Genomic DNA, 26,144 nt, shown 5'->3' with positions numbered 1-26,144 from the left:
TGTAATTAAGCGCTGAAACGCGCGGGCATAGTTTAGTGGTAAAACACCTGCCTTCCAAGCAGGATATCCGGGTTCGATTCCCGGTGCCCGCTTTCTTAATCAGAATATTTCAACTGCCTAGACTATTGGTATTGGCTCTGGCTAAGTTCGCAAGAATCCGAGAACTGAGCAGAGCCGAAACTCGCTGACAGAGGATTCTGTTGCTTTGTATCTTCATCGCTCTAACTCAGCAAGGCATTAGTTCCGCTGATTGTCTTCCATGACAAATCCGGCTCCACTGCCCGGAACGCGCCAGTCTTCATTTTCTCCACCGACAATCACCCGATCGAGAGTGACGAAATCCTTACTCAGTTGGCGGAGGGAATTAATCAAGACATCGATTGCGATCGCATCACTGGTTCCGAGATCAAACCAGCAGCGTCCCCAATTGCCCTCATACTCAAAATCGCTCATATTGTGCATGACTGCCATCATGCTGTTATCTGCAGTACTTTCGTCGTAGGGCATATAGCTGACTTCTAGCCCGACATCTTGGACTTGCAGATTTTCCGCATTAAAACCGCCCAGTTTTCCGAGGAAAAACCAGGAACTAAACGTCTCTTCTACATACTGCTTCTCCATTTCAGAAGGCACAGTATTAAACTCAATCCAGATCCAGACGTTAAACGGATCAAATTCTCGAAACTCAACACGCATAAAAGATTCAGAATTCAGGCAGGGTAAAAGTTGAACTGCCTGAATGCCAAAATTCATTCTAGCGTCCGCTCAGGCGTTGTTGAACTCGGTTGAATTCTCGCTGAATCTGGTTTGCCGTGGCTGGCGGAAGCTGAGCCTTTTTATTCAAGGCTTTCTGGAATAAAGGCACGCTTTCATTTAAGCGCTCCTGCCGCACAAAAATTTGCGCTTTCAGATAGCTCAATTCAGGATTATCCGGAGCCGCTGCGATCGCACGATCGATCGCCTGCATTGCCTTATCAAACTGCTTGAGATCTCGATATCCCACTGCTAAACCGCGATCGGCAACATAGCGCGGTTGGGCAGTTTGTTCGAGTCGCGCGATCGCATCTTTTGGACTGGATAACGGCAAACTCAAATTCGTTGCTAGTGCCAAATCGATCATGCCTTTGACCAGATTTAACTCAGGATCTTTGGCATCAATGCGTTCTGCTGCGTCTAAATACCCAAATGCCTGCTGAAGACTACCCAGAATTCTCGGAACACCGTTGACTGTGCCTTCTGTTGCAGCAATATAACCGCCATCTAGAATTGTGCCTGCTGCCATGTAGAGATTGCCTCGCAGCGGGTCAGATTTCAGTAATGCCTGTGCAACGGTGCGAGTTTGATCTGCATTTGCCTGAAATTCACTGAGCAAAGCTTGTTTACGTCCCGCATTCGATTCGCCTTGAAAATTCATGTACGCAATCATCGCTTTCATTGCGAAAGCAAGCGGCTCATTTGCATCTGCCTGACTGAGAATTTTCTGTGCTTCGGTGTAATTGCCTTTCTCAAACATTGCCCGAAACGCCGATTCTGTTTGCGTGCTAATGGCGCGGGGATTGGTTGTTCTAAACGGATCTTTCGCGAGCGACGGACTCGCTAACATTCCCATCATTAATGCTGCTGCACTTAGACTTTGAGCCAGCCGACTCGATACCCACTTCACCATAACCATATGTTTGATTTCTCGATGCAATCAGAGCTTTAACTGACGATCTTATGCGATCGCAAGTTCCACAGGTAGCATTCCACAACTGCGTAGTTTAGGCGCTTGTCCTTTCACTGATTTGCCACAATAGAGACAGCCATCCGGAAAACCCTGAACTTGGGTAAACTATGCGGAGAGCCTTGCCCCTTAACTGTCTGAATTCATGCTTTATCTGCGCGACTTGTCTTATCATCCGACGGCTACTCCCGAACCGATTTTGAAATCGATCAATCTAGAAGTTGCGCCTCAGCAATGCAGTTTGATTGTTGGTCCAAGCGGTTCTGGAAAAAGTACGCTGCTAGAGATTTTGGCAGGATTGGCAGAGCATACGAGCGGAGAAATTGTCTGGCGAGAACAAGAATTAAATTTTTTGAATATGCAACAACTCTGTGGACTGGTGTTTCAGTTTCCAGAGCGCCATTTTTGCGGCGGCACGATTTTAGAAGAATTGCGGTTGGGACATCCGGAATTGAGTTCCGATCGCATTCACGAAGCTCTGCAAGAAGTCAGTTTAGATCATCTTCCCCTTTCGACGGCTCCTCATGCGTTGAGCGGTGGACAACAGCGCAGGCTTGCCTTGGCGGTACAACTGATTCGTCAGCCGAGTATTTTGTTACTCGACGAACCGACTGCGGGACTCGATTGGTCGATTCGGCGACAGTTGGTGCGATTATTAGCAAAGCTCAAAACGCATTGGAGTTTGCTTGTGGTTTCGCATGATGCTGGCGATATGTTAGAAATTGCCGATCGCTGTTGGACGTTGAAGCACGGGGAACTGAAAGAAGTTTCGCCGCAGGATCTCGTTGATCAGAAATTGGAGCGGGTGGGATGTTAGTTGCAACGCTGCCCGAGTTTGATGAACTGTGGCAATCGACTCTGAATTGGTGTCCGAGTGAGCAGGAGCGATCGCAGTTCCAAGCCTTTTATGAATTAATTCTTCAGGGCAATCAACAACAGAACCTGACTCGAATCACAGAGCCGTCTGACTTTTGGGAAAAGCATCTTTGGGATTCGCTAAGAGGTGTTTTTCCGAAAGTGACTCAATCGCGGTTAAGCGCGATCGATATTGGTACAGGAGCCGGATTTCCAGGCATTCCGATGGCGATCGCTCGTCCGAGTTGGAATGTTACCTTGCTCGATTCCACCCGCAAAAAGATCAATTTTCTCCAGGATGCGAGTCGCTCCTTAGGATTAACCAATGTGCGATTGCTCAGCGATCGCGTTGAACAAATTGGACAATCTGCTGGACATCGGGAAGCTTACCAACTCGCAACGATTCGCGCAGTGGCAGCCGCTCCTGTCTGTGCAGAATATGCGTTGCCTCTGTTGAAAGTCGGTGGCTTGGCAGTGCTTTATCGAGGTCAATGGACAGAAGAAGAAGCGATCGCGCTCGATCAGGCGGTGCAGCAATTGGGTGGAGCAGTGGAAGAGTGTGATCGCTTTGAAACACCTTTGACTCAAGGCGTTCGACATTGTTTATATATTCGCAAAACCGAGCCAACTCCGAGAGAATTTCCAAGAGCGATCGGGATTCCGACTCAAACACCGCTCTAACGCAAGACCTGAAGAATATGATCAAGCGTTATCTCCGAAGCCTCCTGTGATAACGCTTGAATTGCAGCAGCTTTGGCGATGGCTTGAATCTCTCCGCCCGTCAAACGATGCTGCTTTGCTAAAGTTTGCCAATCGAATTCTGACAGCGGCGTTTCTGCCGGAAATGCCTGTTTCCACAATTGCACACGAGCCATCGCATCAGGTTTCGGCAATTCGATCGTGAATTGAAAGCGCGATCGCAATGCAATTGGCATTGCAATTCGATGCCTGACACTAAAGCAGGTAAAAGTTCGACGAGAATTGATTAATTCAATTACTTTCTCGATTGGAGCAGATCGCTTCAGCCAACGCTCAGCCGATTTAATTAATAACACCATCGGTGGTTCAGCGATTAAATCCTCAATCAGCGCAGCAGGGTGATCCACGATCGCTAAATCAATTTCAGTGAGTGGCATTTCTAATTGCTGAGCGATCCACTGTACCGAGAGCGTTTTACCCGTTCCAGGTGCACCAATGAATAAAGCATTGACACCCGGCAATTGTCGAAATCCCCAAGCCTTTAACTGCGGCGTGAACTGAATTTGATTACAGATTTGCTGCAACTGTTCTAAAACTGGATCGGGAAGCACTAAATCGATCGGCGTGCGAGGCACGGATCGCGCAAAGACATCAGAGACTTGAGGCTCTAATAACTCTTCTAATTCCATAAAATCTGCTGCGTCTGACAGCAAGTAATTGACGCACGCTTCTGAGAGCTTCAGAGATCGCATTAAAAAAAGTTGATCGGGTTCTTCGACCGTCATCAATCCTGATTGGATCAGCCGACTGGAACTGAGAAAGCTCGATCGCGCAATTCGCCACTCGGCATCCGTTCGACAAAGCAGGCGCAACACTAAATCGATCGTTGGTCGTTCGGGAGTCTCTTCTCCCGTTTGCAAATACCCATACATTTGCGCATATCGACGATGCACTTCTGGGGCAAGTGCAATCAAAATCGCATTCTTTTCAAACGGATTGAGTTCTAAGCGATCGCACAATATCGGTAAAGCTAACCCGATCCCTTTTTGCCAACTCGCTTGAATTCTTGCGTCTAATTGTTGTTGATAGCTTGCAGTGGGTGCAGATTTGCGTCGGTCGGCTGGAGAGTCAGAAGCGATGACTTCCTCAAAATTCACAACCCCTTTCCACCAGTGGCTCGTAACGCGATCTGCTTTTGTCTGCGAGATGCGCTCAATCGTTTTTGTGTCTTTGCGTTGTCGTGCGACTGCGGTTAAAAGCAATCGTTCTAGCCAATTTAATTCAACTTTGAGATACGCCCAATTATCAAGAAAAGGTTCAGCACGCATGAAACATCACAGCCATCGAGTGCCGTGATCGTACTCTACTTCACTTGAGGCGATGCAAAAATTCGATCGCGAGTCCATCCGCATCAGAAATAAATGCCACTTCGTAAACGCGATCACCAATCATTTGCTGAGTCGGCTCCAAGAGCACATTCAATGCTTGATCTTGCGCGGCTAATTTTTCTGTTAACGCCTCAATCCACTGCGGCAGATCATCTGCCAGTTCAGTCACTTCAAATGACAGATGATAATATCCCGTGTAATGCTCGTCATGAAACGCATCAGGCGCAGGTTTCGGCTCTGGAATTTGCAGTAGCTCAATCCGTCCACCCAAACCTTCCATCCAACACGCCAACGTGAAGCCGGTCTGGAACCGTTCAGCAACAGTGAACCCAAGCTGCTCATAAAACGCGATCGCGCGAAAAATGTCAGCCGTTCTAATCGAAACGTGATGCATGAGACAAAGTGTTACTCATGATGTTACTCATGAGACAAAGTGTTATTCAAACAGGCGGAAATAAGGATACCGGACAGGTGCGCCAGGTTCTTTTTCCAAATCAAAGTTAATCACGTCCCAACAGGGATCATCTTTTGGATCAGGACTAAATTCGACTGGAAGCCCATAGAGTCGAGGTTTTGGCGAATCAGCTTGTCCCCGCCAAGGTGTACTGCGTTCTAGATAGGTGCTAATCAATTCTTTGTATCGCTGAGCAATAATCACGCGAGTCGCGCGATAGCCCTGCGTATAGAGTCGATCGAGCGCTTCGTGAATCTCAAACCGGATGCCATCGGGATGCGTATGCTGGCGATACCATTCTTCGTTCCAAAGTCGCCAATGCCGCCCGGACTGCAAATGGATTAACTCACCCGTCTTCGGATTTGCTTCAAATGCGCCATGTCGCGGACACAGGTAGGTATCAGTCAGTGTCAGAGCCGGAATCGTTTGGCGGCAGTGGGGACACTGAATTTCAGGGCCGAAAATTGGATATTGAAAACTGGGATTAATCATGAAGTACGGGCACTCAAATCATTTCGTATTTGCGAGGCGCGATCGTGAAATTATTATAACTGGCGTTGATTGCACGTTGTTTGCACGTTTATAGAATCATTATCACCGTGAATTCGCTGGAAATGTCATTTCTTTTTACCCCAAATTTCTGGAATCCCCCTGATCTGTCGCTTGCTGCGTTTGTGGCTCCCAATGCGACAGTCTTGGGCAATGTCGAAATCGCTACAGGCGTAAGCATTTGGTATAACGCAGTTGTGCGTGCGGATATCGAGCGGATCAGCTTGGGCGCGAGTACAAATATTCAAGATGGCGCGATTTTGCATGGTGATCCCGGTCAGATCACCCTTTTAGAAGAGTTTGTCACTGTTGGACATCGGGCAGTAATTCACAGTGCCCACATTGAGCGAGGCTGTTTGATCGGCATTGGCGCGATCGTACTGGATGGAGTCCGAGTCGGAGCAGGAAGTATCATCGGCGCGGGATCAGTTGTGACAAAGGATATCCCTCCACGATCGCTTGTAGTAGGCGTGCCCGGAAAACCGATTCGCGAGCTGAGCGATCAAGAAGTCGAACACCTAATCGAACATGCTCAGAAGTACGAAAAACTCGCCTATGTTCACGCAAATCGAGGCACAGATCTCGGTTTTTATGAACAAATGTAAATTACCTGAGAGAACTGCTTTGAAAGCTGGACTAAATGCGCTAAAAATTTACATATAACAATATTGAAACATTTGATTACGCGAGAGCAATACTATGGACCTTCGCATCCTGATCGTGTTATTTCCGATTATCTTGGCTGGCGGTTGGGCAGTAACGCGGATTCTTCCGTATGCTTTACAACAAGTGAAAGGTTTCTTGGCTAAGTAGACTGAATTTTTGCCCACAGTTTGCAGCCGACCCTTCTTTTACTAGGAGGGTCGGTTTTGTTATGCGTTCCTTGCTAAGCTTATCGATCGATGAAATCAACGGTGATTGAATGCTCGACGAACAAGCGAAAAAAGCAATGCTCCTGAAAATTCCACATGGACTCTATGTCTGTGGCGTGAAAGATGGAGACGAAGTGAATGGGTTTACCGCAAGTTGGGTGATGCAAGGTTCGTTTAAGCCCCCTTTAGTGGTGAATTGCGTCAAAAGTGATTCTGGCTCGAACCAGATGATCCGCAAGAGTGGTGTGTTTGCGTTGAGCTTCCTAGAAGCCGGGCAGAAAGAACTCGCGCAGAAGTTTTTCAAGCCACAGCGCCGAGTGGGCAACAAATTTGAAGATGTGGAATTTTATCTCGGCGAAACTGGGTGTCCGATTATTTCTGACTCTCTCGGCTATGTGGAATGCCGGGTTGTCGGAACCGTTGATCATGGAGATCACACCGTTTTTGTGGGCGAAGTGATCGCAGCCGGGGTGCATCGAGAGGGAGCGGCTTTGAATTTGGCGGATACGGGTTGGCAATATGGCGGTTGATTGAGGTGAGGAGTGGGGAGTAGGGAGTAAAGAGAGTTGTATTGCTTTTTTGGGCACTTGCAGAAGAACTTCCCCACTCTCCACCTAGATCGGACTTCCGTACCTCTCAGAATCGTCGCAAACTGAAACACTTAAGTAGATAATGAAGTGTCTACTTTGCCAATTTGGCACGAAATTCTCGACATGATAGACCTGAACTTTCCGGATCAACTTAGCCCGCAAACATTTCTGGTGCTGCTCGTTTTAGTAGCTTTGGAATGTGTGCTTTCGGCTGATAATGCGATCGCACTTGCAGCCTTGACTCAGGGATTGCAAAATCTCAAGTTGGAGCGTCAAGCTTTAAACATTGGCTTGGTCTTTGCCTATGTTTTGCGGATGTCGCTGATTTTGGCTGCATCTTGGGTGATTGGCTACTGGCAGTTTGAGTTGGCGGGAGCGCTCTATCTGTTGTGGTTGGTATTTCAGTATTTCACGTCTCAAGAAGATGAGGAACACGCGCATCATGGGCCGCGGTTTACTTCACTTTGGCAGGCGATTCCGTTGATTGCGTTGACGGATTTAGCCTTTTCGCTTGACAGTGTGACTACTGCGATCGCGGTTTCTCAAGAGACTTGGCTGATTCTGCTCGGTGGCACGATCGGGATTGTGGCACTGCGATTTATGGCAGGCTTGTTTATTGGTTGGCTGGAAGAATTCACGCATTTGGAAGATGCAGGCTATATCACAGTTTCGTTTGTGGGCATTCGCTTGCTTCTGCGGGTGGTGAACGATCAGCTTGTCCCACCGGAATGGTTGATGATTACACTCGTCGCGCTCGTCTTTGCTTGGGGATTTTCCAAACGGAATCCGGATGTTGTTGAATCGCTACCTGAACCTGAAAAAGTAGAAGCGAAAGTAGAAGCCATTTCGGAAACTGAATAGTCTGCACGAGTCCGCACGAGTTGAAACCCCGTGATCGTCGGACAAAGTCTCTGAAGAGACTGTCTTTCTGAGCCATTGGCTAGGTTCGGGAGTCCCTTGAGGGAGTTCGCACAGTTAGTACCGGGTTTTGAATCCGGTGCGGGACAGAAACGCAGTCAAGATGATATTCAAGCGTTTTGTCTGTTAACCAGATCTCACAACTCCGGGCTTGGCCAAGCCCGGAGTTTTTGATTTAGGGAATGTAGCTTTGAATCACTCTGGCTGCACCTCGATACTGAGCGAAGTAAGTCTGGCTCACTCGATCGCCCTCTGCCGAAAGCACATCAATTCCAATTCCATTACGCCCCTGATCTTTACCAGAACTGTGAATATAGCGCTGCTCACCCAAGTAAAGCCCAACATGCGTCGCTTTCTCAGGCGTTCCAAAGAAGACTAAATCTCCTGGAATCAAATCTTCAACAGGTTGCAGAAACGCCTCTTGTTGATAAGCATCTCTGGGTAAGCGAATGCCAACCGAAGCAAAAGCAGCTTGCATTAGTCCTGAACAATCGTAATTTGGAGCAACAGTTCCACCCCAAAGATACTCATTGGGTACAGCCATTGCTGCTTGAGTAAAGGCAATCACTTCAGGAATACAATCTCGGATTTCCTCTTCTGTCCAAACGGGAGCTTGATAGGGCGTTTCAACGGCTTCTAAAAATTGTAAATCATTCGGATCGAGCCACCCTGGATACTCATCCTCACAGGTTATGACTTTGAGCGGTGATTCCGACAAAATTTGCAGGTAACGACCTTGAGCCGATTGAGTTGCCAGACGCGTTAAATCTGGTGAATCGTAGAGATTGAGATTCGCGATCGTGCGATATTGCATAAGACGAAAATTTCACTGACTATGACTTTCTTCCACAAAGACGAACGGTTAGAAACATTGGGCGATCGCGTATTGCAAGCGACTTGGGCAGCATTTCCGACGCTTGCTCCCAACCAGATCGCAATCACCTGGATTGTGTATGACTCGCCTGTGTTCGTCAATACTGGCGGTGCAATTCGTCCTGAAGAATTTTGGCAGCGCTCTCCTAGAGGATTTGCCTATCGGGGCGTTGAGAATATTTATCCGGCAAGCGTCGTCAAATTATTCTACTTAGTCGCAGCCCATGAATGGTTAGAACGAGGCATGATCCCATCGTCTGCGGAACTCGATCGAGCCATGCGCGATATGATCGTCGATTCCAGCAATGATGCGACCGGATTAGTCGTCGATGTGCTGAGTGGAACGACAGGCGGTCCTGAATTGCCTGCTGCACCCTTTGAAACCTGGAAATATCAGCGCAATATTGTCAATCGCTATTTGCAATCGCTGAATTGGTCGGAGTTCACGACGATTAATGTGAATCAGAAGACGTGGTGTGATGGTCCTTATGGACGAGAAAGAGCCTTTTACGGCGAGAATTTTGAGAATCGGAATATGTTAACGACGATCGCGTCTGCACGGTTGTTGCATAGTATTGTGGGCGGTGTTGCTGTCACAGCAGAACGATCGCAGCAGATGATGGATCTGCTGAAGCGATCGCTCAATCCTGCTGATCTCGAAGCTGATCCGGAAAATCAAGTCGTTGGATTTATTGGTGGCGGTGTGCCTCAAAATGCTGGAGTGTGGTCAAAAGCAGGCTTGATGAGCCGAGTGCGTCATGATGCTGCTTATGTAGAAGTTCCAAGCTTGCAGCCTTATTTATTGGTCGTCTTTACCGAAGGCACAGCCCATAGCAATAATGAAGAGATTGTGCCGTTTGTGGCTCGCCAAGTGACAGAAGCCATGCAAGAGATTTAGAGACAGTCTTGCCCGTAAAAGGTCGCTTTACCGTCGTCGGTCGATCGTTCGCAAGATACGCCTTGATTGCGCCAGAGTTGGAACTGATGCCACAGTTGAGGCGTAGTTTGCATCCCGAAAATCAGACAGCCAACGGCGACGGAAACACCCATCATCATTTGATTGAGTCGAATCATGCGCAGGATTAAGAAAACACTCAGAACATCGTAACTGAGCGATCGAGCATCCTGACATCGTTAATTTCACGTGTTACTTAGTAGGCTGTCGGGCAGACAGGTCTAATTTGGCTCGGAGTTCATCTTTAATTCGATTCAGAATCGAATCTTCGTCTAATGAGGAGAGGATTTTCGTCACGACCGCTTTCGGACTTTCTGCCCCCCATGAGGCATCATTCGCGAGGTAAACCTTGGCAATTTGACCGATCGCATACGTCGAAACGCCTGCAACTGCTCCTTGCGTCACTGCAACCGAGAGATAAGGCGCGAGAGATAATCCGCCTGTTGCGGGAGCCGATAAGCCTAGTAGACTTTTCAGCGAACTGAGTCCTAGATTGGCTAAAAGCTCGCTTGCTGTAATGCCACCCATCGCGATCGCAATTCGTTGCAGCAGTTTAATCGCGCCTTGCTGCGTCATGCTAATCCCATAGAGTTTTGACAAACTCATAATCATCGCCACATCGATCGCGGCACTGCTAATTAAATCGAGAACCATGACTGGATTAACTGCCGTGGCGATCGCTTTCGTCATGACGCCATTCCAGATCGTGCGATTTGCCGTCTGCTCACGAATGTCGAGTTTTCGTCGGAGTAAGCGATCGTTGATCTGATCGGCAAATAACATCGAATTTAAGGCAACCAGAGATTTCCCCTCTCGATGCAAGACTTCTAGAATTTTGAGTTTGAGATCTTGAACCTGCGGATCAAGTCGGATCATCTGTGCCGACATCCGACCATCAGGACGTTTCACCGCACGAGCGACCATGGGAGAAGCCGCAGCCATGACAATCTCATCCGGTGAAAGCAATTCTTTGACGCGCTCATCTCGGATTTTTTGATAAATACTCATACGATCAGCATCGGGATACTGATCGATCTTGTTAAACACCAAAATCATGGGCTTCCCGAAATTTCGTAGTTCAGAAAGCGCCTGAAATTCAACCTTCGTAATATCGCCTGACACAATAAACAGCAAAAGATCGGCTTGCTGAGCCGCCTGACGCGCTAGCGCCTCTCTCGCTTCACCCTGCACTTCATCGATGCCGGGTGTGTCAATCAGTTCGATCTGAGAGCGATTTACGCTTGGAAGCGTCACGCGCAGAATCTCTTGATCACTGCCCGCGATCGCTTCACTTTCAATACTCCAATTCGCGGACTGCTGCGATCGAGTCACACCATGAATCGCGCCCGTTTCAAAAATCTGTTGCCCCAGTAGAGCATTCAGGAGCGAGGACTTGCCACGCCCGACCATACCAAAAGCTGCGATTTGAACGACGAGTCGATCAAGCTTTTCGAGCATCGTCTCTAGTCCGTGAATTTCTGACTCCAAACCCGATCGCTCTTGGGCGGTTAAATCTAGATTCTCAACTAACTCGCGTAGCGTTGCTTGAGCCTGTCGATAATTTAACTCGGTCTGGATCTGATCAAAGCCTGAAATCGCTTCGTCTAGTTCCTGATCCAAAGATTTGCCCGTATCGGAAATGGAGTCAGTCATAAATTCACAGAGAAGTATCCTCACTTCTCTCCATCCTAGCAACGCCGTTTAGAAACGAACTTTGCCCATTAAAAATCGATTCTCAAAAGCAAGAATCGACCCCGGTCTTTAGCGGTAACGGCGATTACGGCGAGCCACGATCGCTTTGCGCTTGCGCTTTTCGAGCGGAGTTTCAAAATGACGGTGAGATCTGAGATCTGCTAAGATCCCTGCCTTTGAGACTTGGCGCTTAAAGCGGCGCAACGCTGAATCAATGCCTTCGTTTTCTCCTAAAACCACTTGGGTCATGCTGTTCCTCCAGTAGAATAATTCTTGAAAGTGATGGTTCTTTTTTGAACGGACTCAGACGAAAAATGACTGTCCACACCAGAGTATGCACAGCATCCGACAGAATGAGTTACCTACCATTGAGCAGGTTAACACAAATTCTCGTCTTCAGCGCACGAGTTGATGAACAAGACATAAATTTAAATCGCTGAAGTTCGTACTCAGTGCCAATTGTAAGTTTTCCATTGCCGCGACCAGCCATTGAACGCGATCGCGGCTGTAGCCTTCATAGTGATGGAATAACACTGAAAATCGCTTTTCTAGATAAGGTTTGACGCGCTGACAGAGTAAAACAATTTGCAGCAGCAGACGAGTTGTTGCAGTTGCGCCCAGATTGGAGAGCAGATCGATGAAGACAAAATGCTGCGGTTGCTGCAGACTGTCAATGACGAGGAAATTCAGCAATTGGCTACAAGTCCGCGTCATCAGAAAATCGCTCAGCGGCTGGTTTTCACTTTCTGAATAGGTCTGTTTGAGAAACTGCCCAAGTTGTTGATTGAAGTGACGATTTCCATAAGCTGGATTGACTGCATCAGTCAGATAGTGGTACAGGTCAGCTTTGAAATGCTTGTAGGATTTGGCTTGCTGACAGTGCACGGAAAACCGCTTCGCAACGTCTTTACAGGTATAGTTTCCGTCAATTTTCCCCGTGAATTGATGTAACGCTGAACTGAGCGATCGATCATCTAACAACGTTGGATTTTCGACGGGATGAATCACGCGGTTGCTCGATGCTCGACGCACTTGGTACGTGACATATTTGGATAAATCTAGTTCAAACTGCTTCTGGCGTTCGGCTTGAAGCTGGCGAATCGAGGCTTTTTGGACGTTTGGGGTTCCTTCAGTGACAAGACAATGCTCGTAGAGATATGGGTAACGGCGAATTAGGGTTCCGAAAGGTTGCGATTCAGCAGGAGTCAGTTCGGGGAGAAGAACGCTCGATAGCCGTTTCAGGGTCAGGTATTGCTCGGTATGCTGGAAAGCCTGAGTGATTTGTCGTTGTCGATTGATTAAGCGCGATCGCGAAAAATCTCCTGCAATCGGGCGGCTCGGTTTAGACTCGAACAAGCTGATCAGTTCCGCCACTTTTTCGTACTGATGCGGGCGAGATTGCCACCGATTGATCAAAATGTGACAGCAGCGATTGAGAACGAAGCGGAAATTTTGCGCTGCGCTTGGAGATTGGATTAAGAGATCGACGGTTTTTTGAAGTTCTGGATCAGGATATCCGGTGCCTTCGATAAATAAGAGCCGAAATCTTTCAATCAGGCGATGCGGCGACTCAGTTTGAACAAGGTGTAAAAGATGATGATAAAGTCGTTCTTCTTCTTGCGAAATGCTGCGACCGTGATAGATTGACCCAGTATTCATAACTTCCGTAGCCCTCAACCCCAGTTTTCAGGAACAAAATGCGTCATGTGATTTTTCAGTAAACTCGACCGGGGCAAGGTCAACGTATGGTTTATAGTAACGAAATCCGTGAAAGCTCAGTGTAATTTGAGTCACTTCACACGGATTTCATACAGAAATACGGTGTGTGCTTCACATATTTTTTACTACCAGACTTATTGGTTTCTTTCCGGGTTTCTAGATTGTGATCCGGATCAACCTGGTTAATTTATACAGGCTTAAAAAAGAGTGGATGAGATTGTTCAAGAGATGAATTTGTTCTGTGACAGATTTTGTTCTGCTACAACGCATTCAATCGATCCGCCCAATCGAATGCGTTGTGCCATCACACCTAAACTATGACCGGATGGAAGTAGAATGCTAATCCCAGCACTAAATACGCTGCCAGTAATAACGTGCCTTCGAGCCAATTTGATCGTCCATCCGAACTAATCGAGTTCGTAATTAGAACCGCAACGGCAACGGCAACTAATTCAAAAGGATTAAAGTCCAAATCCATCGGCTGACCCATAAACCAGCCTGCAATCACTAGCACTGGAGCCACAAATAGCGCAATCTGCAAACTTGAACCCACGGCAACTGAAACCGACAGATCCATTTTGTCTTTCATTGCGACTGTAACTGCTGTGGCATGTTCTGCGGCATTTCCCACGATCGGGAGCAAGATGACCCCAGTAAAGAGCGCGGTTAATCCCAATTTTGCGGTGGCTTCTTCCAAACTATCGACAAGCAGTTCAGACTCGATCGCGACTAGGACGGTACAGACTAAAAGCACGATCGACCACAACACAAGATTGGGCTTTTCGTGCTGTTCTTTGTGGGGCGACTCTGCCTCAGCAGAGCCTTCGTTCTCAGCAACGCCGACATCATAGAGATAAGTATGAGTCTTCATGGAAAAGAGCAAGGTCAGAGCATAGACCGTGATCAGTACGATCGCGACTGCGATCGACAGTTTTTGTAAAACATCTCCTGAAATCCCGGCAGACGTAATATTCATCGCAGTAGGAAGCAGCATCGCGATCACAGCCAAATTCATCGAAGACGCATTCACGCGAGCGACGATCGGTTGAAACTCTTGCTCTTTGTAACGGAGTCCGCCGAGCAACATCGACAATCCCATGACCAGCAGCAGATTCCCAATAATTGAGCCTGTGAGGCTGGCTTTGACCACATCGATCAGCCCTGCATTCAGGGCAACGAGCGCAATAATCAATTCGGTAGCATTGCCAAATGTGGCATTCATCAAGCCACCTAACGTGGGACCGACCACAACAGCGATTTCTTCTGTTGCTGTCCCCATCCAGGCTGCGAGTGGCAAAATTGCAGCAGCAGCAGTGGCGAAAACGATCAGCGATCCCCATTCGAGGTAGTGGGCTGCGATCGAAACCGGGATCATCACCAGTAGCACTGTAAAAATGATGTTTTTGACTGACATTCGGGTTCCAGAATGAGAAATTTCTCTCAATAGGATACTCACGATTCTTCTTCTTTGATCGAGGAATTGAGGGTGGGGAGTGGGGAGATGGGGAGTAGGGAGATGGGGAGAGGTAACGAAGCGTTGAGATTCGTCGCGAAGATGTTAACTCCCGTGCGGGGATCTTAAAAAATTGTGAAATGGAGTGCAAAATGCGGTTGAATCGATACAGATGATTGCAGAATGATGGGTCGCAGCCATTCGATTTGTCGTTCCGCTGTCACATCAGCGTTATCACAATCTAGCTCTGAGCACCCATTTTGGTCAGAATAGACGTTGGTGATGAGTTAGATTGTGTTTTTTTTAGGCTTGTTATTGTTGAAGCAGGGAAATTTGCGATCGAGCGCATTCCTGAATCTCTATGCAAGGCTGCCTCCACCTCACTAAGTTTTCTAAGTTTGACCCGTTCTGTTTACGCCCTTGTTCGGATGCAGCGTAAACGCACTTTTAATGTGGAAATTGATTCAATGACTTCATTTGATGTTTCAACTCGTTTGTCTGATGGATCGACGGATCCCCTAGAAACTGCAATTGGGGTTTACGTCACGGTTCACGGTCACTTTTATCAGCCCCCCCGCGAGAATCCTTATCTTGATGCGATCGAGCGGCAACCCAGTGCTGCACCGTTTCACGATTGGAATGAGCGGATTCACTACGAATGCTATCGCCCCAATGCATTTGCCAGAGTGCTAAACGAGTCTAGTGAGTTACTGGGGATCGTCAATAATTTTGAGTATTTAAGCTTTAACATTGGCGCGACGCTGATGAGTTGGATTGAGCGGCATGACGTTGAGGTGTATCAACGGATTGTCGAAGCCGATCGCAAAAGCTGTGAGCGATTGAACGGGCATGGAAATGCGATCGCTCAAGTCTATAACCACATTATTTTGCCCTTGGCAAATGAGCGCGATAAGCGAACTCAGATTCGCTGGGGGAAAGCAGATTTTCGATCGCACTTTGGACGCGATCCCGAAGGCATGTGGTTGGCAGAAACCGCGATCGATTACCCCACTGTCAAAGCCTTAATTGAAGAGGGAATTAAGTTTACGATTCTCGCTCCCTCTCAGGCAGAACGATGTCGAGCGTTCTCCGATGCAGATTGGCAAGAAGTTGGGGGTGGACAGATTGATCCGACCCGTCCTTATCGCTGTTTTCTCAATCCTGGGGATCACAGTTCTCCTTATTTAGATATCTTCTTTTATGACGGTCCCATTTCTCGCGATATGGGATTTGATACCGCGCTGAGTAGTTCGCATCATCTTGCAGGACGCTTAGGACAGGCTGTGCGTGGGGATCATCGTCCGACTCAGTTGATCTCAGTGGCGACCGATGGCGAAACATTCGGGCATCACAAGGGCGGAACTGAGAAATGTTTAGCGTATGCGTTTATCGAGGAATTTCCGCGTCGAGATTGGACAGTGACGAATTTCGCACATTATCTCAGTCTTAATCCACCGACTTGGGAAGTGGAATTGAAGCCTGTGACCGCTTGGAGCTGCGCGCATGGCGTCGATCGTTGGCAAGAGAATTGTGGCTGTGGTGGGGGTGGGGAATGGCATCAACACTGGAGACGACCGCTACGAGATTCACTCGATTGGTTGCGGGATCAGTTGATTCGAGTTTACGAAGAAGAAGGCAAAAAGCTGTTTAATGATCCTTGGGCAGCGCGGGATGAATATATTCAAGTGATCCGCGATCGCGGCAACTTATCGAAGTTTCTTGCCAAGCATCAGGTTCAGAAATTGGGCAATGGTGAGCGATTAGATGCTGTCCGCTTACTCGAAATGCAGCGACATGCGTTGTTGATGTATACCAGTTGTGGTTGGTTTTTTGAGGAGCTTTCTCGACCCGAAGGCACGCAGATTTTACGTTATGCGGCGCGCGCGTTAGAACTTGCTGGAGATGTGTCTGGAATTCAGCTTGAGAAAGGATTTACCAAACGGTTGACATCGGCTCCGAGTAATGTTGATTGTTTCAAAAATGGAGCGGAAGTTTATCGGCAGTTAGTGATTCCAGCCCAGATTTCGTTTGAACAAGTGGCGGCACACTATGCGATCAGTTCACTGTTTACGTCTTATGCACGTGAGGAGCGGGTTTACTGCTATACGGCGAATCAGTTAGATTATCAGGCTCAACGGATGGGAGCTGTGACTTTAGCGATCGGGCAGTTGCAATTAACTTCAGAAATTACTCGCGAAAGTCGGCATTTCATTTTTGCGGTGCTGCATCTTTGCGGATGGGATTTTTATTGCTGTATTCAGCCGTTTACTGGACGACGAAGCTATACGCAGGTGAAAGAGCAGGTATTTGAAACGCTGGCTCAAGGCAGTGCGGCTCAGACGATTCTGAAGATGAATCAGACGTTTGGAGAAGCTGCCTACAGTCTGCAAGATCTTTTTGCAGAGGAGCGGCATCGGATGATGCAGTTGCTCAGCCAGGAGACTCTGACGCGGTTGGATCAGCTTTACACGCAGGTGTATCGCGATAACTATGGTGTGCTCATGGCGTTTCATCGGGATGAATTGCCTGTGCCACGAGAGTTGCAGGTCGCAGCAGAAATTGCGATTGGGCATCGCTTGTTGCTAACCCTGCGATCGCTCGAACAAGATATGGATGAGTGGAATGCCAGTCTGATGCATTTGGGGCAGTTGGAAGCGATCGCAACTGAGGCGGCGCATTTACGGTGTCAGATGCAGCAACCGGAAGCCCGCGAGATTTTGCAGCGCTTGATTGAGCGATCATTGTGGATGGTGCTGAATGAGGCTGATCTGAAAACGGTAGAGCCTCAGATTCGGCGGTTAGAACGGTTGGTAGTGCTGAATGGGCAACTCGGCTTAGGGGTGTCGATCGCGAAGAGCCAAGAAGCGTTTTACCAGTGGTTAAATCACAAGCCTGTACTAAGTTCGGCAATGCGGGAATTAGCAGCAAAGTTTGCGATCGTGGTTTAAGTCTCGCCTACTCGTTCACCACAATGAATCTGATAGGAAGATAGGGAGAAATCTAAGTTTGGGTTCTTCCTACTCCCTACTCCCCACTCTTGGTTAAGCAAACCTTACAATTTGCCGATGCGATATCGTTTGAAAAAAGCCCCGCACATCAGTCAGGGACTCGTTTAGCAGAAAGTCGAAGCCAGTTTCTTACAGCAGACAGAGCTTTCTCGATCTCGTGATCTCAAGGTATGATCCTTTTTGAACTTCTCGAATTGTCACAGATGGCTTCGCTTCCAGACTATCGCCCGAAACAACTCTCGCTCGGCCCTTTAGAAGCTGAAATTCTTCGCATCGTTTGGGAACTTGAAACGGTGACTGTGAAGGATGTTCACGATCGCATTTTGACCGATCCTGATCGCGAACTTGCCTACACTTCAGTGACAACCGTTCTCAATCGATTAGTGAAGAAAGGCTGGCTTGCCTGCAATAAACAGAATCGCTCGTTCACTTGGACGGCGATCGTGTCTCAATCTGAGGCAAAAGCGCTGCAAGCGATGGAACAATTAAATCAGTTTCTAGCCGTAACGAATCCAGATATTGTGGCAGCGTTTGCGGATAGTTTGGATCAAGCGAGTTGTGATCAGCTAGACGCGATCGCACAACGGCTGAAAGCGGCTCGTCAAAAACGGGAGGAACGATAATGCATTTGATGTTGCTACTCGTTGCGCTCAGTTTGGCGATCGCGGTTCGATGGGCTTGGCGCGCTCGAACGGAAAGTTGGAATACCCGCTGGCAGACGACACTAGGTGCATTTCTGTTTCCGCCTTTGTTGTTGATTACAAGTGCGATCGCGATTCTGTGTATGGGACCGCGCGGTCAGATGATGCGCTGGCACGAAGGATGGGGAAGTTATGGAATTGCGATCGGGTTTCTCATGGTAGCCGTTTTTCTCTTTGCTCAGTTAGCTTGGCAAGCTCGGAAATCGTTTCAGCAAGTGAAGCAAATGCCAGAAGAAACGGTTTTAGAAATACCCGTTCGATTACTAGAGCATTCGACACCGTACATTGCTCAGATCGGATTCTGGAATCCTGAGTTAGTTGTGAGTGATAGCTTATTAGAAACGCTAGACGAATCGCATTTGCAAGTCACGCTGACTCATGAACAGGCGCATCGACATTATCGGGATACATTTTGGTTCTTTTGGTTGGGTGGATTGCGTCGGTTAACCGCATGGCTCCCGAATACGGAAGCGCTGTGGCAAGAATTGATTTTGCTGCGAGAGCTACGGGCAGATCGTTGGGCAGCTCGGCAGACGGATGGTTTGTTACTCGCTGAAGCATTGTTCTCTATCGTTTCTGCTTCTCAAATGCAGACTGAACCTTGGATTGCAGCGTTGAGCGGAACACGTCTGGATGAGCGAATCGATGCTTTGCTAGATGAGGCAGAGAGTGAGGAACCGCAGAGCTATTTTGTGTGGATGGGATTATCGATCGTGCTTCTGCCGTTGTTTATGATTCCATTCCATTTCTAAGTCATCCTGTTTATTGAGACGTTCAGGCCTTTCTGTAACACCTCGTTGTAGGGGAACAAAATGTCTTGAATGGTTTGGTTTTACGTGGAAGCTGTTACCTTTTTTTGCACAGCAATCCAGTCATCATATCGCTGGGTTGCTGTGGGCGAAGAACCAATCGCATAGTCTGAATATTGAGGCAGGGTTGGTTAACCTGCGCCGCGAGAGCCGCCCTACCTCAACACAAACTCGAAGAGCATCGAAGTGCTCATTTTTAATTTCACGGATCACGCAAAAGGTCTATTGAATTCAGTACTTTTTCGATCGTATCGGGTGCAACTTGATCTGTGACAATAACCGTCCCGATTTGGCGCGGCAAGACGAATCGAACTTTTCCGTCTTTTACTTTCTTATCTGCCTGTAAAGTCGGCACAATTTCTGAACGATCGAATCCTCCTGGAATCTGAGTGGGCAATCCTGCTTTTTCGATTAAAGCTTTCTGACGATCGCATTCTGCTCGATCCCACAATCCCATTTCTACCGCAATCAATCCGGCTGCCATCATTCCGATTGCAACTCCTTCACCGTGATTGATCACTTTGTAATTCGTCAGACTTTCGATCGCATGTCCAATCGTATGCCCATAGTTAAGAATTTCTCGTAATCCTGATTCTTTCTCATCTTTGCTAACGACATGTGCTTTTGCTTTCGCCGATCGCACTAACATTTCTTGAACCAGTTCATCTCCAACGGCACGGATTTGATCTAATCGTTTTGCCTGTTCCAGCATTTCAAACAATTCTGCATCCCAGATGATGCCGTATTTGATGACTTCCGCGATCGCCGCTCGAAATTCCCGGGCAGGCAGTGTTTTCAGCACTTCTGGATCGATTAACACCAATCTTGGCTGATGAAATGCGCCAATTAGATTCTTCCCTCTAGGATGATTCACACCCGTTTTGCCACCAATTGCCGCATCTACCATTGCGAGTAACGATGTCGGCACTTGTACGACATTAATTCCTCTTAGCCAAGTCGCTGCTGCAAATCCAGTCATATCTCCGATCACGCCACCGCCGAGGGCAATCATCACCGACGATCGCTCTAATCGATTTTCCAGAGCTGCGTCATAAATCTTTTGCAAGGTGGCGGGTGTTTTATACCGTTCTCCTGCGGGCAATAAGCAAGAACTGACGGTAAAACCTGCTTGTGTCAGGGAATCTGTCACCGTTTGCCCGTACTGCTTAAAAATTGCTGCATTCGAGACAATCAGCGCTTTTTTACCCAGTTTGGAAAGCGGCTGGATACGATCTCCGAGTTCAGCAATCGATGCGATCGCGATGTCATAAGAATTTTGCGGCAGCGAGACAGGAATCACAGAAGACATAAAACCCTTCTTAAAAAATGGCAGTTTGCTGATCTTACCAAGCGATCGAGGTCTGTAGATTAAGATCAACAGAAGCGATCTTCTTTTGCCCTACTGACCGATTGATTGGGTGTCAAAATACAAATCTCAGTCGCCAATTTCCATAGAGTTCAGCATATTGTTAGAAGGCGATCGCGTCTCACCAAAGTTGATCTTGAATTTCTACTTCAGCCAAGACGCTAGGAAGCGTTCAGTGTGATACAGCGCTAATTGATTGCTAATACCATTGAAAACTGCATCAAAAGCATGTTCTGCCCAGGGTATTTCAATGAATACGGCAATGTTGCCATTTTGGTTTAACTTTTCATACATTGCACGTCCGAATTTTGATTGCACGATGTGATCGCGTCCACCGTAAATGAGTAAAGTCGGGGGGAGATGCGATCGCACAGTTTGATAAGGCGATGCCTGACGATAGAGATCCGAGAATTCTTGGGGTGTACCGCCGAGAAAATTTCGTAAAACAGTTCGGCTGTCAATCGGATCAGGAAATGGAGGATTGTTGTAGCCATCGGTCAGATCGACGGGACTATAGTAATTGACAACGGCGCGGAACGGAAAAGCATCGATCGCATAAGCCGTTAACATCGCTAAATGTCCGCCTGCAGAACGTCCCATGATTGCCATACGATCGAGATTCACTTCGTATTCGTCGGCATGTTGTTGAATGAATTCTAATGCAGTTTTAATATCTTCAATTTGAGTGGGAAATTTATATTCTGGAGCATGACGATAATCGATTGCTAAAACTGTATATCCTTGTGCTGCAATATATTGACTGAACTGCTCATTAGAATTTGGACTTCCTGATCGCCAGGCTCCTCCGTAAATCACGACGATCGCCGGATTCTCTCCGGTTCTATTCGGACGATAAACATTCATCGTCAGTTGCACATTGTCGGGATTCGCAACTGGAATATCGAGTGTGCGACGGACTTGAGATCGGGGAATTCCTTGAAATGCATCTAAAGCATTGAACGGTGACGATCGAAAATTGGGTGAAGATGGAATGTCGCTGAGCTTTGATTGCATTGCAATTTCGGCGCGTTCTGCTGTGGTGGGAAATTGCAATGCAGGCAGTAAGCTTAAGCTCAAAGCAAACAACATTGCGATAAAAATGGGCAGAGATTTGAGGCGGACAAATGCCAGGAAAGCTGCGATCGCATTCGTCACAATTAACCAGTGACTAATCTCTGGTGCGCCAACACTTAATGGTAATAGCGAAAAAATTGGAGCAGGAATGACAACCCAAATCGAAATAAAAAAACTAAGAAAACTAAACAGAATAATCAATACTTGGGCAATCATTATCGATAACTATCCTCGTAACGCTTCAAATATCACTTGAGCAAATTTACTCCAGGTCGGCGTGATTTGGAGTTCTGCGGCTCGTTTGGCAAAATTTGCTAGATTGCGATGATCGGCAAACCAAAATGGAGTCGGAAAAATTCGGAACGGTGCATATAAGACAGATTTTTGAGGCTGCTCAAGAAAATAACCATTATGAACAAAGCCTTGACCCGATTGAATATCATCTGAAGTATTGCCGGGATACGCACCCCAAGCAAAATCAGGCAAGGCATAGACCACACCTGTCCAAACATTGACTCCGATCGCGCCATAGTTCAACTCTGCGATCGCTGAATCGACGTTCGTTTTCGTCAAAATCACACAAGACAAATTGCCCCAGACTTGTTCATTCACAAATGGAACGGCTCGATCGAGAAATTCGGTTGCAGTTGCCGCGTCCAAACTCACTTCTGCTAGCACTCCACAAAAAGCTTCTATCCTCAGAGCATAGTCATCTTCGACGTTTGGAATCAATGTCCAAGGGACAATTTCCTCGGTTCGAGTTCCGAAAATTTCAGCTTGAGGATAGCGATCGAGAAAGGCTTGATATCGTTGCTGTGCGCCTGGATAGTAAGCTTTCCGGCTCGGAATTTTTGCGAATTCTTGGCGGAGCAGCGTGAGAAAGCGATCGCGCAATTTCCATCCCTTCGCGGTTACTAACAATTTCGCAGCGACACAATTGAAGCTGGCATTATGAGACACCATGCTCGCAACATGATGCGCTTGAAATTTCAGATCTGATTCAGACCACTCTCCTGGAACAATCAGCACGGGCGTGACACAGCCTAGCTCAGATGTGATCGGTTTCGGTTGAGGGAGAGATTGCACGATCGCGTAATACGTATGATGCGAGCCAGTGATATGAATAGAATCCATTTTGGGATGCTGACAGAGATAACTTCCCACATCGGAACCGCCATAGACAATTTGCAGAAACCCGTCTGAAATTAATGGCTCAAACGCTTGCTCTAAAAATTTCCCGACATACTCATTGACAGGATTCATTTTGAGCAGAACGACTTGATTCTCTGCAAATAGCTTATAGAGTAAATCCATTGGAGGAGTCGAGCCAACATTTCCGGCTCCTAAGACCAGAGAAATGCCTGGTTCAAAGTTCCTCACTTGCGGGGAATTTAGAGAACTGCTTTCCGTCCAAACTTCTCCCCGAAATCCTAGCCAAAGTAATCGATCGAGCAAATTATCCGGAAAGACTTTGGCAATTCCCTGCTCAATCTTCGCCTTTCGTCCTTCCAACGTTCTGATCAACGCCCGCAACGTCATTAACGTTGTCACCGATCCCGTCAGCCATTCTTCTCCGACTGAATCTGTCCCCTTCGCCTCGCAAGCCGCGAGCGCCCAATCCTCTGCGACTGCCATCACGCCTGTCATACAGCGCCTCAGATAATCGATTCGGGCTTGAGTTCCGACGTTTCGCCAAGCGGATTTCTGGGATTCGAGTCTCGCAATTGCAGCGTCAATTTCAGAGGAAAACATATCGCAGGTCAAAATCGTAATGACTATGATATAGTTGTAACTGTTTCGTAATCTTTACTACGAATTGCTACTCTTGCAAGGAGAAAAAATCCCATGACCCAAGAAGGATGCTTGCGCGTTGGTCAAACGGCTCCTGATTTTGCAGCGACTGCTGTGATCGACCAGGAATTCAAAGACATCAAATTGTCCGACTATCGCGGCAAATATGTGGTGCTGTTTTTCTACCCGCTCGATTTTACCTTTGTTTGCCCGACTGAAATTACCGCATTCAGCGATCGCTACGAAGAATTCAAATCGATCAACACTGAAATCCTTGGCGTATCGGTCGATAGCCCCTTCTCACACTTGGCTTGGATTCAAACCGATCGTAAATCAGGCGGAGTTGGCGATTTGACCTATCCGTTGGTTTCGGACATCAAGAAAGAAATCAGCACTGCTTACAACGTGCTCGATCCGAATGAAGGAATTGCACTGCGCGGCTTGTTCATCATCGACAAAGATGGTGTAATCCAGCACTCCACGATTAACAACCTTTCGTTCGGTCGCAGCGTTGATGAAACTCTCCGGACTCTGCAAGCGATTCAATACGTTCAATCGCATCCGGATGAAGTGTGCCCCGCAGGTTGGAAGCCTGGTGATCAAACCATGAATCCTGATCCTGTGAAGTCGAAAGAGTACTTCGCAGCAATCTAAGGATTGATTAATCCGTTCATAATAGAGGGTGAATTTCACCCTCTTTTTTACTGCACTTTTTACGGCACAATCCTGAACAATGTTGACATCTACTGATTTCAGTGGTCTAATCAATCCGCGATTTTTCCAGAATTTCATGCCCGTTCCGGCAACGAATTCGCTCGCTTTGGGACAAGCAACTCCAGAGTTTGATCTCCCAGATATCAAAAATGATCGTCGCGTGAAATTGTCGGATTATCGCAACGATCGACCTGTGCTTTTAGCGTTTACAAGGATTTTTACAGAGAAGCAATATTGTCCGTTTTGCTTTCCGCATATTAAGGCGCTGAACGAGCAGTATCAGGAGTTTAGCGATCGACAAGTCGAAATTCTCATGATCACCAGTACCGACGAGCAGCAAAGTAAAAAAGTCGTTGAAGACTTGGGATTACAGTTTCCTTTGCTTAGCGATTCCAGTTGTAAAACGTTTCGTCGATACCAGACTGGACAAGCCTTGGGTGCGCCGTTACCTGCTCAATTTTTAGTTGATCGTCAAGGCATTCTCAGATACAAACATCTCTTTTCGTTTCTCGATCACAATGCCAGCGTTGAGACGTTGTTAAGCGCGATCGATCAATTGAGCTGAGTTCATCGTTGAGAATTGGGTTTCGACTGCACTCAGAATTCGGAATCTCTGTAGGCAGTCGAAACCGCCACTCTTAAAGCTTCACGGCTTTGATGGCGCTACGGGGATCATAGCTGCGATTATCCCGAATCTTTTCGTATGCCTCACGCTCGATCGCGCTTAATTCTTTCGGAGGTGCGATCGTAATTTTCACCATTTGATCGCCACGATCGCCTTTTTGATTCTTCCAGCCTTTGCCGCGTAAGCGTAAGGATTGCCCCGATCGCACGCCTGCTGGAACGTTCACCACAACATTTCCATCCGGAGTCGGGACATCGATTTGTGCGCCCAACACTGCTTCGTCAGGCGAGATCGGCACTTCGCAAACAAGATTGCCATCAGCATCGAATTGGAAAAACGAATGCGGCAACATTTCCACTGTGAGATAGAGATCTCCGCGCTGACTTGTGTAGAATCGGCTGAAACGTCCTTTACCCCGGACTCTTACTTTACTGCCCGCTTTTGCACCCGCTGGAATCCGGACGTTAATCTCCTCATTGTTCACGCTGAGCCGCTTTTCAGTTCCGTTAAACGCTTCTGCAAAGGTCAGCTTAATCGAAGCTTCGATATCCAGATTTTCGCCAGTTGAGGCGCGTTCGTCGGTACTAAAACCGCCTGGAGCACGATATCCTGCATTGCGGAAAGGATCACCCGTTCGTCCGTAGGGCGATTTTCCTAGCAAATCGTTGATAAATTCCTCGAAATTGTCATATCGTCCGAATTCGACATCATCGAACCCGCCTGTATTGAACGGCGATCGCGAGGTGGAAGTCGATCGAGATGCACCCGCTTGATCCGCTTGCCGCCAGTATTGTCCAAACTGGTCGTATTTTTTGCGCTTATCGGGATCAGAGAGAACTTCGTTCGCTTCGTTGACTTCTTTAAATTTTGCCTCGGCTGCTTTATCGCCGGGGTTTACGTCAGGGTGATATTGGCGCGCGAGTTTACGAAACGCTTTCTTAATGTCATCAGCGCTTGCGGATTTGCTCACCCCTAAAATTTGGTAATAATCTTTGAAGTTTGTTGCAGCCACTCGCTCATCCCCTCGTAAAAAATAGCGTCGATATTCTATTTGGCATCTTAAGAATGCCCGATTTCCTGTATCTATAGGCTAACAAACTTGCTCCTCTCACTCAGAAAAATTTGATGCGAATTTCCGAACGAATTGAGTAGGGGTGTTTCGCTATCGTCTTTTCCAGAGTTAGGGAGACTCAGATCTTGCATCATTCTCGATAAGATCGAGTTGGCAATGCTTTCAGTATGATCTCAAATCCGTACTGTGCAGCAAGATTTGCGGAGTTTTGCAGTTGACGAAGCAATTGAAACCACAAGACGGA

The 26,144-nt window shown here is 47.5% G+C and carries 27 protein-coding genes and 1 tRNA gene; 13 read left to right on the top strand and 15 right to left on the bottom strand.

Annotation, left to right across the window (positions count from 1 at the left end; translation table 11 throughout):
* The first annotated feature begins 21 nt into the window (after nucleotides 1–21).
* Nucleotides 22–92: transfer RNA gene (locus J0L70_RS27655), tRNA-Gly, on the top strand.
* Between the two features lie 145 nt (nucleotides 93–237).
* Here J0L70_RS27655 and J0L70_RS27650 read toward each other — a convergent pair.
* Both J0L70_RS27650 and J0L70_RS27645 read right to left on the bottom strand, forming a co-directional pair.
* Entirely contained in the window at nucleotides 238–753 is a 516-nt protein-coding gene (locus J0L70_RS27650) for a DUF3531 family protein (protein ID WP_353736667.1), read from the bottom strand.
* 1 nt (nucleotide 754) lies between these two features.
* Nucleotides 755–1,672 (bottom strand): Sll0314/Alr1548 family TPR repeat-containing protein, encoded by a 918-nt coding sequence (locus tag J0L70_RS27645; RefSeq protein ID WP_287456648.1) that lies wholly within the window; start codon nucleotides 1,670–1,672, stop codon nucleotides 755–757.
* 196 nt (nucleotides 1,673–1,868) lie between these two features.
* Between J0L70_RS27645 and J0L70_RS27640 the strand changes: the two genes are divergently transcribed.
* Together J0L70_RS27640 and rsmG are read left to right on the top strand one after the other, a co-directional pair.
* A complete protein-coding gene (locus J0L70_RS27640; protein ID WP_017291048.1) occupies nucleotides 1,869–2,540 on the top strand; it encodes an ABC transporter ATP-binding protein in 672 nt (223 codons plus the stop codon).
* Nucleotides 2,534–3,259, top strand: coding sequence for a 16S rRNA (guanine(527)-N(7))-methyltransferase RsmG (rsmG, locus tag J0L70_RS27635; RefSeq protein WP_287456647.1), 726 nt, complete (start codon nucleotides 2,534–2,536; stop codon nucleotides 3,257–3,259). Before J0L70_RS27640 ends, rsmG begins: the two co-directional genes overlap by 7 nt.
* On the opposite strand, the gene J0L70_RS27630 is transcribed toward rsmG, so the two are convergent.
* From J0L70_RS27630 to J0L70_RS27620, 3 genes are read right to left on the bottom strand one after another with little or no spacing between them, the layout of a single operon-like run.
* Nucleotides 3,256–4,605: an AAA family ATPase gene (locus tag J0L70_RS27630; protein ID WP_287456646.1), complete on the bottom strand. Its 1,350-nt coding sequence runs from the start codon at nucleotides 4,603–4,605 to the stop codon at nucleotides 3,256–3,258. The two genes, rsmG and J0L70_RS27630, sit on opposite strands and share 4 nt — an antisense overlap.
* Nucleotides 4,606–4,645: 40 nt before the next feature.
* Entirely contained in the window at nucleotides 4,646–5,059 is a 414-nt protein-coding gene (locus tag J0L70_RS27625) for a VOC family protein (RefSeq protein ID WP_268179691.1), read from the bottom strand.
* Between the two features lie 42 nt (nucleotides 5,060–5,101).
* On the bottom strand, nucleotides 5,102–5,611 hold the full coding sequence (locus J0L70_RS27620; RefSeq protein ID WP_017291044.1) for a TIGR02652 family protein: 510 nt from the start codon (nucleotides 5,609–5,611) through the stop codon (nucleotides 5,102–5,104).
* Nucleotides 5,612–5,733: 122 nt separating this feature from the next.
* On the opposite strand from J0L70_RS27620, the gene J0L70_RS27615 reads away from it, so the two are divergent.
* The 4 genes from J0L70_RS27615 (at nucleotide 5,734) to J0L70_RS27600 (ending at nucleotide 7,991) form a co-directional block, all read left to right on the top strand.
* On the top strand, nucleotides 5,734–6,273 hold the full coding sequence (locus J0L70_RS27615; RefSeq protein ID WP_017291043.1) for a gamma carbonic anhydrase family protein: 540 nt from the start codon (nucleotides 5,734–5,736) through the stop codon (nucleotides 6,271–6,273).
* A 94-nt stretch (nucleotides 6,274–6,367) separates the two neighbouring features.
* Nucleotides 6,368–6,481, top strand: a complete 114-nt coding sequence (locus J0L70_RS27610; protein ID WP_017291042.1) for a photosystem II protein Y — start codon at nucleotides 6,368–6,370, stop codon at nucleotides 6,479–6,481.
* Nucleotides 6,482–6,590: 109 nt separating this feature from the next.
* A complete protein-coding gene (locus tag J0L70_RS27605; RefSeq protein ID WP_287456644.1) occupies nucleotides 6,591–7,070 on the top strand; it encodes a flavin reductase family protein in 480 nt (159 codons plus the stop codon).
* Between the two features lie 147 nt (nucleotides 7,071–7,217).
* On the top strand, nucleotides 7,218–7,991 hold the full coding sequence (locus J0L70_RS27600) for a TerC family protein (protein WP_017291040.1): 774 nt from the start codon (nucleotides 7,218–7,220) through the stop codon (nucleotides 7,989–7,991).
* Nucleotides 7,992–8,223: 232 nt separating this feature from the next.
* Here the strand turns inward: J0L70_RS27600 and J0L70_RS27595 are convergent, their stop codons facing one another.
* A complete protein-coding gene (locus J0L70_RS27595; RefSeq protein WP_287456642.1) occupies nucleotides 8,224–8,862 on the bottom strand; it encodes a C40 family peptidase in 639 nt (212 codons plus the stop codon).
* A 21-nt stretch (nucleotides 8,863–8,883) separates the two neighbouring features.
* Between J0L70_RS27595 and J0L70_RS27590 the strand changes: the two genes are divergently transcribed.
* Nucleotides 8,884–9,819: a serine hydrolase gene (locus J0L70_RS27590; protein ID WP_017291038.1), complete on the top strand. Its 936-nt coding sequence runs from the start codon at nucleotides 8,884–8,886 to the stop codon at nucleotides 9,817–9,819.
* Here J0L70_RS27590 and J0L70_RS27585 read toward each other — a convergent pair.
* The 5 genes from J0L70_RS27585 to cax form a co-directional block, all read right to left on the bottom strand.
* The gene (locus tag J0L70_RS27585) at nucleotides 9,816–9,995 is read right to left on the bottom strand and encodes a hypothetical protein (RefSeq protein ID WP_190649595.1); all 180 of its coding nucleotides are present in this window, start codon (nucleotides 9,993–9,995) and stop codon (nucleotides 9,816–9,818) included. The genes J0L70_RS27590 and J0L70_RS27585 overlap by 4 nt on opposite strands.
* A gap of 73 nt (nucleotides 9,996–10,068) precedes the next feature.
* Nucleotides 10,069–11,529, bottom strand: coding sequence for a GTP-binding protein (locus J0L70_RS27580; protein WP_287456641.1), 1,461 nt, complete (start codon nucleotides 11,527–11,529; stop codon nucleotides 10,069–10,071).
* A gap of 108 nt (nucleotides 11,530–11,637) precedes the next feature.
* A complete protein-coding gene (rpsU, locus tag J0L70_RS27575) occupies nucleotides 11,638–11,817 on the bottom strand; it encodes a 30S ribosomal protein S21 (RefSeq protein ID WP_017291035.1) in 180 nt (59 codons plus the stop codon).
* Between the two features lie 147 nt (nucleotides 11,818–11,964).
* On the bottom strand, nucleotides 11,965–13,227 hold the full coding sequence (locus J0L70_RS27570) for a Sll1247 family protein (RefSeq protein WP_287456640.1): 1,263 nt from the start codon (nucleotides 13,225–13,227) through the stop codon (nucleotides 11,965–11,967).
* A 370-nt stretch (nucleotides 13,228–13,597) separates the two neighbouring features.
* On the bottom strand, nucleotides 13,598–14,701 hold the full coding sequence (gene cax / locus J0L70_RS27565; protein ID WP_287456639.1) for a calcium/proton exchanger: 1,104 nt from the start codon (nucleotides 14,699–14,701) through the stop codon (nucleotides 13,598–13,600).
* 506 nt (nucleotides 14,702–15,207) lie between these two features.
* On the opposite strand from cax, the gene J0L70_RS27560 reads away from it, so the two are divergent.
* The 3 genes from J0L70_RS27560 (at nucleotide 15,208) to J0L70_RS27550 (ending at nucleotide 19,201) form a co-directional block, all read left to right on the top strand.
* The gene (locus J0L70_RS27560; RefSeq protein WP_287456638.1) at nucleotides 15,208–17,688 is read left to right on the top strand and encodes a DUF3536 domain-containing protein; all 2,481 of its coding nucleotides are present in this window, start codon (nucleotides 15,208–15,210) and stop codon (nucleotides 17,686–17,688) included.
* Nucleotides 17,689–17,951: 263 nt separating this feature from the next.
* Nucleotides 17,952–18,371: a BlaI/MecI/CopY family transcriptional regulator gene (locus tag J0L70_RS27555; protein WP_026148998.1), complete on the top strand. Its 420-nt coding sequence runs from the start codon at nucleotides 17,952–17,954 to the stop codon at nucleotides 18,369–18,371.
* The gene (locus J0L70_RS27550) at nucleotides 18,371–19,201 is read left to right on the top strand and encodes a M56 family metallopeptidase (RefSeq protein ID WP_017291030.1); all 831 of its coding nucleotides are present in this window, start codon (nucleotides 18,371–18,373) and stop codon (nucleotides 19,199–19,201) included. The genes J0L70_RS27555 and J0L70_RS27550 overlap by 1 nt, the downstream gene beginning before the upstream one ends.
* A 259-nt stretch (nucleotides 19,202–19,460) precedes the next feature.
* On the opposite strand, the gene aroB is transcribed toward J0L70_RS27550, so the two are convergent.
* The 3 genes from aroB to J0L70_RS27535 all read right to left on the bottom strand — a co-directional run bounded on the left by aroB (nucleotide 19,461) and on the right by J0L70_RS27535 (nucleotide 23,450).
* On the bottom strand, nucleotides 19,461–20,567 hold the full coding sequence (aroB, locus tag J0L70_RS27545) for a 3-dehydroquinate synthase (protein WP_287456637.1): 1,107 nt from the start codon (nucleotides 20,565–20,567) through the stop codon (nucleotides 19,461–19,463).
* A gap of 201 nt (nucleotides 20,568–20,768) precedes the next feature.
* A complete protein-coding gene (locus J0L70_RS27540) occupies nucleotides 20,769–21,914 on the bottom strand; it encodes an alpha/beta hydrolase (protein WP_287456635.1) in 1,146 nt (381 codons plus the stop codon).
* Between the two features lie 9 nt (nucleotides 21,915–21,923).
* Nucleotides 21,924–23,450: an aldehyde dehydrogenase family protein gene (locus tag J0L70_RS27535; protein ID WP_287456634.1), complete on the bottom strand. Its 1,527-nt coding sequence runs from the start codon at nucleotides 23,448–23,450 to the stop codon at nucleotides 21,924–21,926.
* 93 nt (nucleotides 23,451–23,543) lie between these two features.
* On the opposite strand from J0L70_RS27535, the gene J0L70_RS27530 reads away from it, so the two are divergent.
* Together J0L70_RS27530 and J0L70_RS27525 are read left to right on the top strand one after the other, a co-directional pair.
* Nucleotides 23,544–24,143 (top strand): peroxiredoxin, encoded by a 600-nt coding sequence (locus tag J0L70_RS27530; protein ID WP_017291026.1) that lies wholly within the window; start codon nucleotides 23,544–23,546, stop codon nucleotides 24,141–24,143.
* Between the two features lie 79 nt (nucleotides 24,144–24,222).
* Nucleotides 24,223–24,768 (top strand): peroxiredoxin family protein, encoded by a 546-nt coding sequence (locus tag J0L70_RS27525; RefSeq protein ID WP_287456633.1) that lies wholly within the window; start codon nucleotides 24,223–24,225, stop codon nucleotides 24,766–24,768.
* 73 nt (nucleotides 24,769–24,841) lie between these two features.
* Here J0L70_RS27525 and J0L70_RS27520 read toward each other — a convergent pair whose 3' ends face one another.
* Nucleotides 24,842–25,840 (bottom strand): DnaJ C-terminal domain-containing protein, encoded by a 999-nt coding sequence (locus J0L70_RS27520; protein WP_017291024.1) that lies wholly within the window; start codon nucleotides 25,838–25,840, stop codon nucleotides 24,842–24,844.
* Between the last annotated feature and the right edge of the window lie 304 nt (nucleotides 25,841–26,144).

It is taken from the genome of Leptolyngbya sp. UWPOB_LEPTO1 (genome assembly GCF_017302695.1).
Taxonomy (GTDB): domain Bacteria; phylum Cyanobacteriota; class Cyanobacteriia; order Leptolyngbyales; family Leptolyngbyaceae; genus Leptolyngbya; species Leptolyngbya boryana.
The sequence above is the reverse complement of the archived record's forward strand: the minus strand, read 5'-3'. Positions and strand labels throughout refer to the sequence as shown.

Excerpts from the sequence above, each read along its gene's own strand:
- J0L70_RS27650 (WP_353736667.1), bottom strand. The coding sequence starts at position 753 with ATGAATTTTGGCATTCAGGCAGTTCAACTTTTACCCTGCCTGAATTCT.
- J0L70_RS27645 (WP_287456648.1), bottom strand. The coding sequence starts at position 1,672 with ATGGTTATGGTGAAGTGGGTATCGAGTCGGCTGGCTCAAAGTCTAAGT.
- J0L70_RS27640 (WP_017291048.1), top strand. The coding sequence starts at position 1,869 with ATGCTTTATCTGCGCGACTTGTCTTATCATCCGACGGCTACTCCCGAA.
- rsmG (WP_287456647.1), top strand. The coding sequence starts at position 2,534 with ATGTTAGTTGCAACGCTGCCCGAGTTTGATGAACTGTGGCAATCGACT.
- J0L70_RS27630 (WP_287456646.1), bottom strand. The coding sequence starts at position 4,605 with ATGCGTGCTGAACCTTTTCTTGATAATTGGGCGTATCTCAAAGTTGAA.
- J0L70_RS27625 (WP_268179691.1), bottom strand. The coding sequence starts at position 5,059 with ATGCATCACGTTTCGATTAGAACGGCTGACATTTTTCGCGCGATCGCG.
- J0L70_RS27620 (WP_017291044.1), bottom strand. The coding sequence starts at position 5,611 with ATGATTAATCCCAGTTTTCAATATCCAATTTTCGGCCCTGAAATTCAG.
- J0L70_RS27615 (WP_017291043.1), top strand. The coding sequence starts at position 5,734 with ATGTCATTTCTTTTTACCCCAAATTTCTGGAATCCCCCTGATCTGTCG.
- J0L70_RS27610 (WP_017291042.1), top strand. The coding sequence starts at position 6,368 with ATGGACCTTCGCATCCTGATCGTGTTATTTCCGATTATCTTGGCTGGC.
- J0L70_RS27605 (WP_287456644.1), top strand. The coding sequence starts at position 6,591 with ATGCTCGACGAACAAGCGAAAAAAGCAATGCTCCTGAAAATTCCACAT.
- J0L70_RS27595 (WP_287456642.1), bottom strand. The coding sequence starts at position 8,862 with ATGCAATATCGCACGATCGCGAATCTCAATCTCTACGATTCACCAGAT.
- J0L70_RS27590 (WP_017291038.1), top strand. The coding sequence starts at position 8,884 with ATGACTTTCTTCCACAAAGACGAACGGTTAGAAACATTGGGCGATCGC.
- J0L70_RS27585 (WP_190649595.1), bottom strand. The coding sequence starts at position 9,995 with ATGATTCGACTCAATCAAATGATGATGGGTGTTTCCGTCGCCGTTGGC.
- J0L70_RS27580 (WP_287456641.1), bottom strand. The coding sequence starts at position 11,529 with ATGACTGACTCCATTTCCGATACGGGCAAATCTTTGGATCAGGAACTA.
- rpsU (WP_017291035.1), bottom strand. The coding sequence starts at position 11,817 with ATGACCCAAGTGGTTTTAGGAGAAAACGAAGGCATTGATTCAGCGTTG.
- J0L70_RS27570 (WP_287456640.1), bottom strand. The coding sequence starts at position 13,227 with ATGAATACTGGGTCAATCTATCACGGTCGCAGCATTTCGCAAGAAGAA.
- cax (WP_287456639.1), bottom strand. The coding sequence starts at position 14,701 with ATGTCAGTCAAAAACATCATTTTTACAGTGCTACTGGTGATGATCCCG.
- J0L70_RS27560 (WP_287456638.1), top strand. The coding sequence starts at position 15,208 with ATGACTTCATTTGATGTTTCAACTCGTTTGTCTGATGGATCGACGGAT.
- J0L70_RS27555 (WP_026148998.1), top strand. The coding sequence starts at position 17,952 with ATGGCTTCGCTTCCAGACTATCGCCCGAAACAACTCTCGCTCGGCCCT.
- J0L70_RS27550 (WP_017291030.1), top strand. The coding sequence starts at position 18,371 with ATGCATTTGATGTTGCTACTCGTTGCGCTCAGTTTGGCGATCGCGGTT.
- aroB (WP_287456637.1), bottom strand. The coding sequence starts at position 20,567 with ATGTCTTCTGTGATTCCTGTCTCGCTGCCGCAAAATTCTTATGACATC.
- J0L70_RS27540 (WP_287456635.1), bottom strand. The coding sequence starts at position 21,914 with ATGATTGCCCAAGTATTGATTATTCTGTTTAGTTTTCTTAGTTTTTTT.
- J0L70_RS27535 (WP_287456634.1), bottom strand. The coding sequence starts at position 23,450 with ATGTTTTCCTCTGAAATTGACGCTGCAATTGCGAGACTCGAATCCCAG.
- J0L70_RS27530 (WP_017291026.1), top strand. The coding sequence starts at position 23,544 with ATGACCCAAGAAGGATGCTTGCGCGTTGGTCAAACGGCTCCTGATTTT.
- J0L70_RS27525 (WP_287456633.1), top strand. The coding sequence starts at position 24,223 with ATGTTGACATCTACTGATTTCAGTGGTCTAATCAATCCGCGATTTTTC.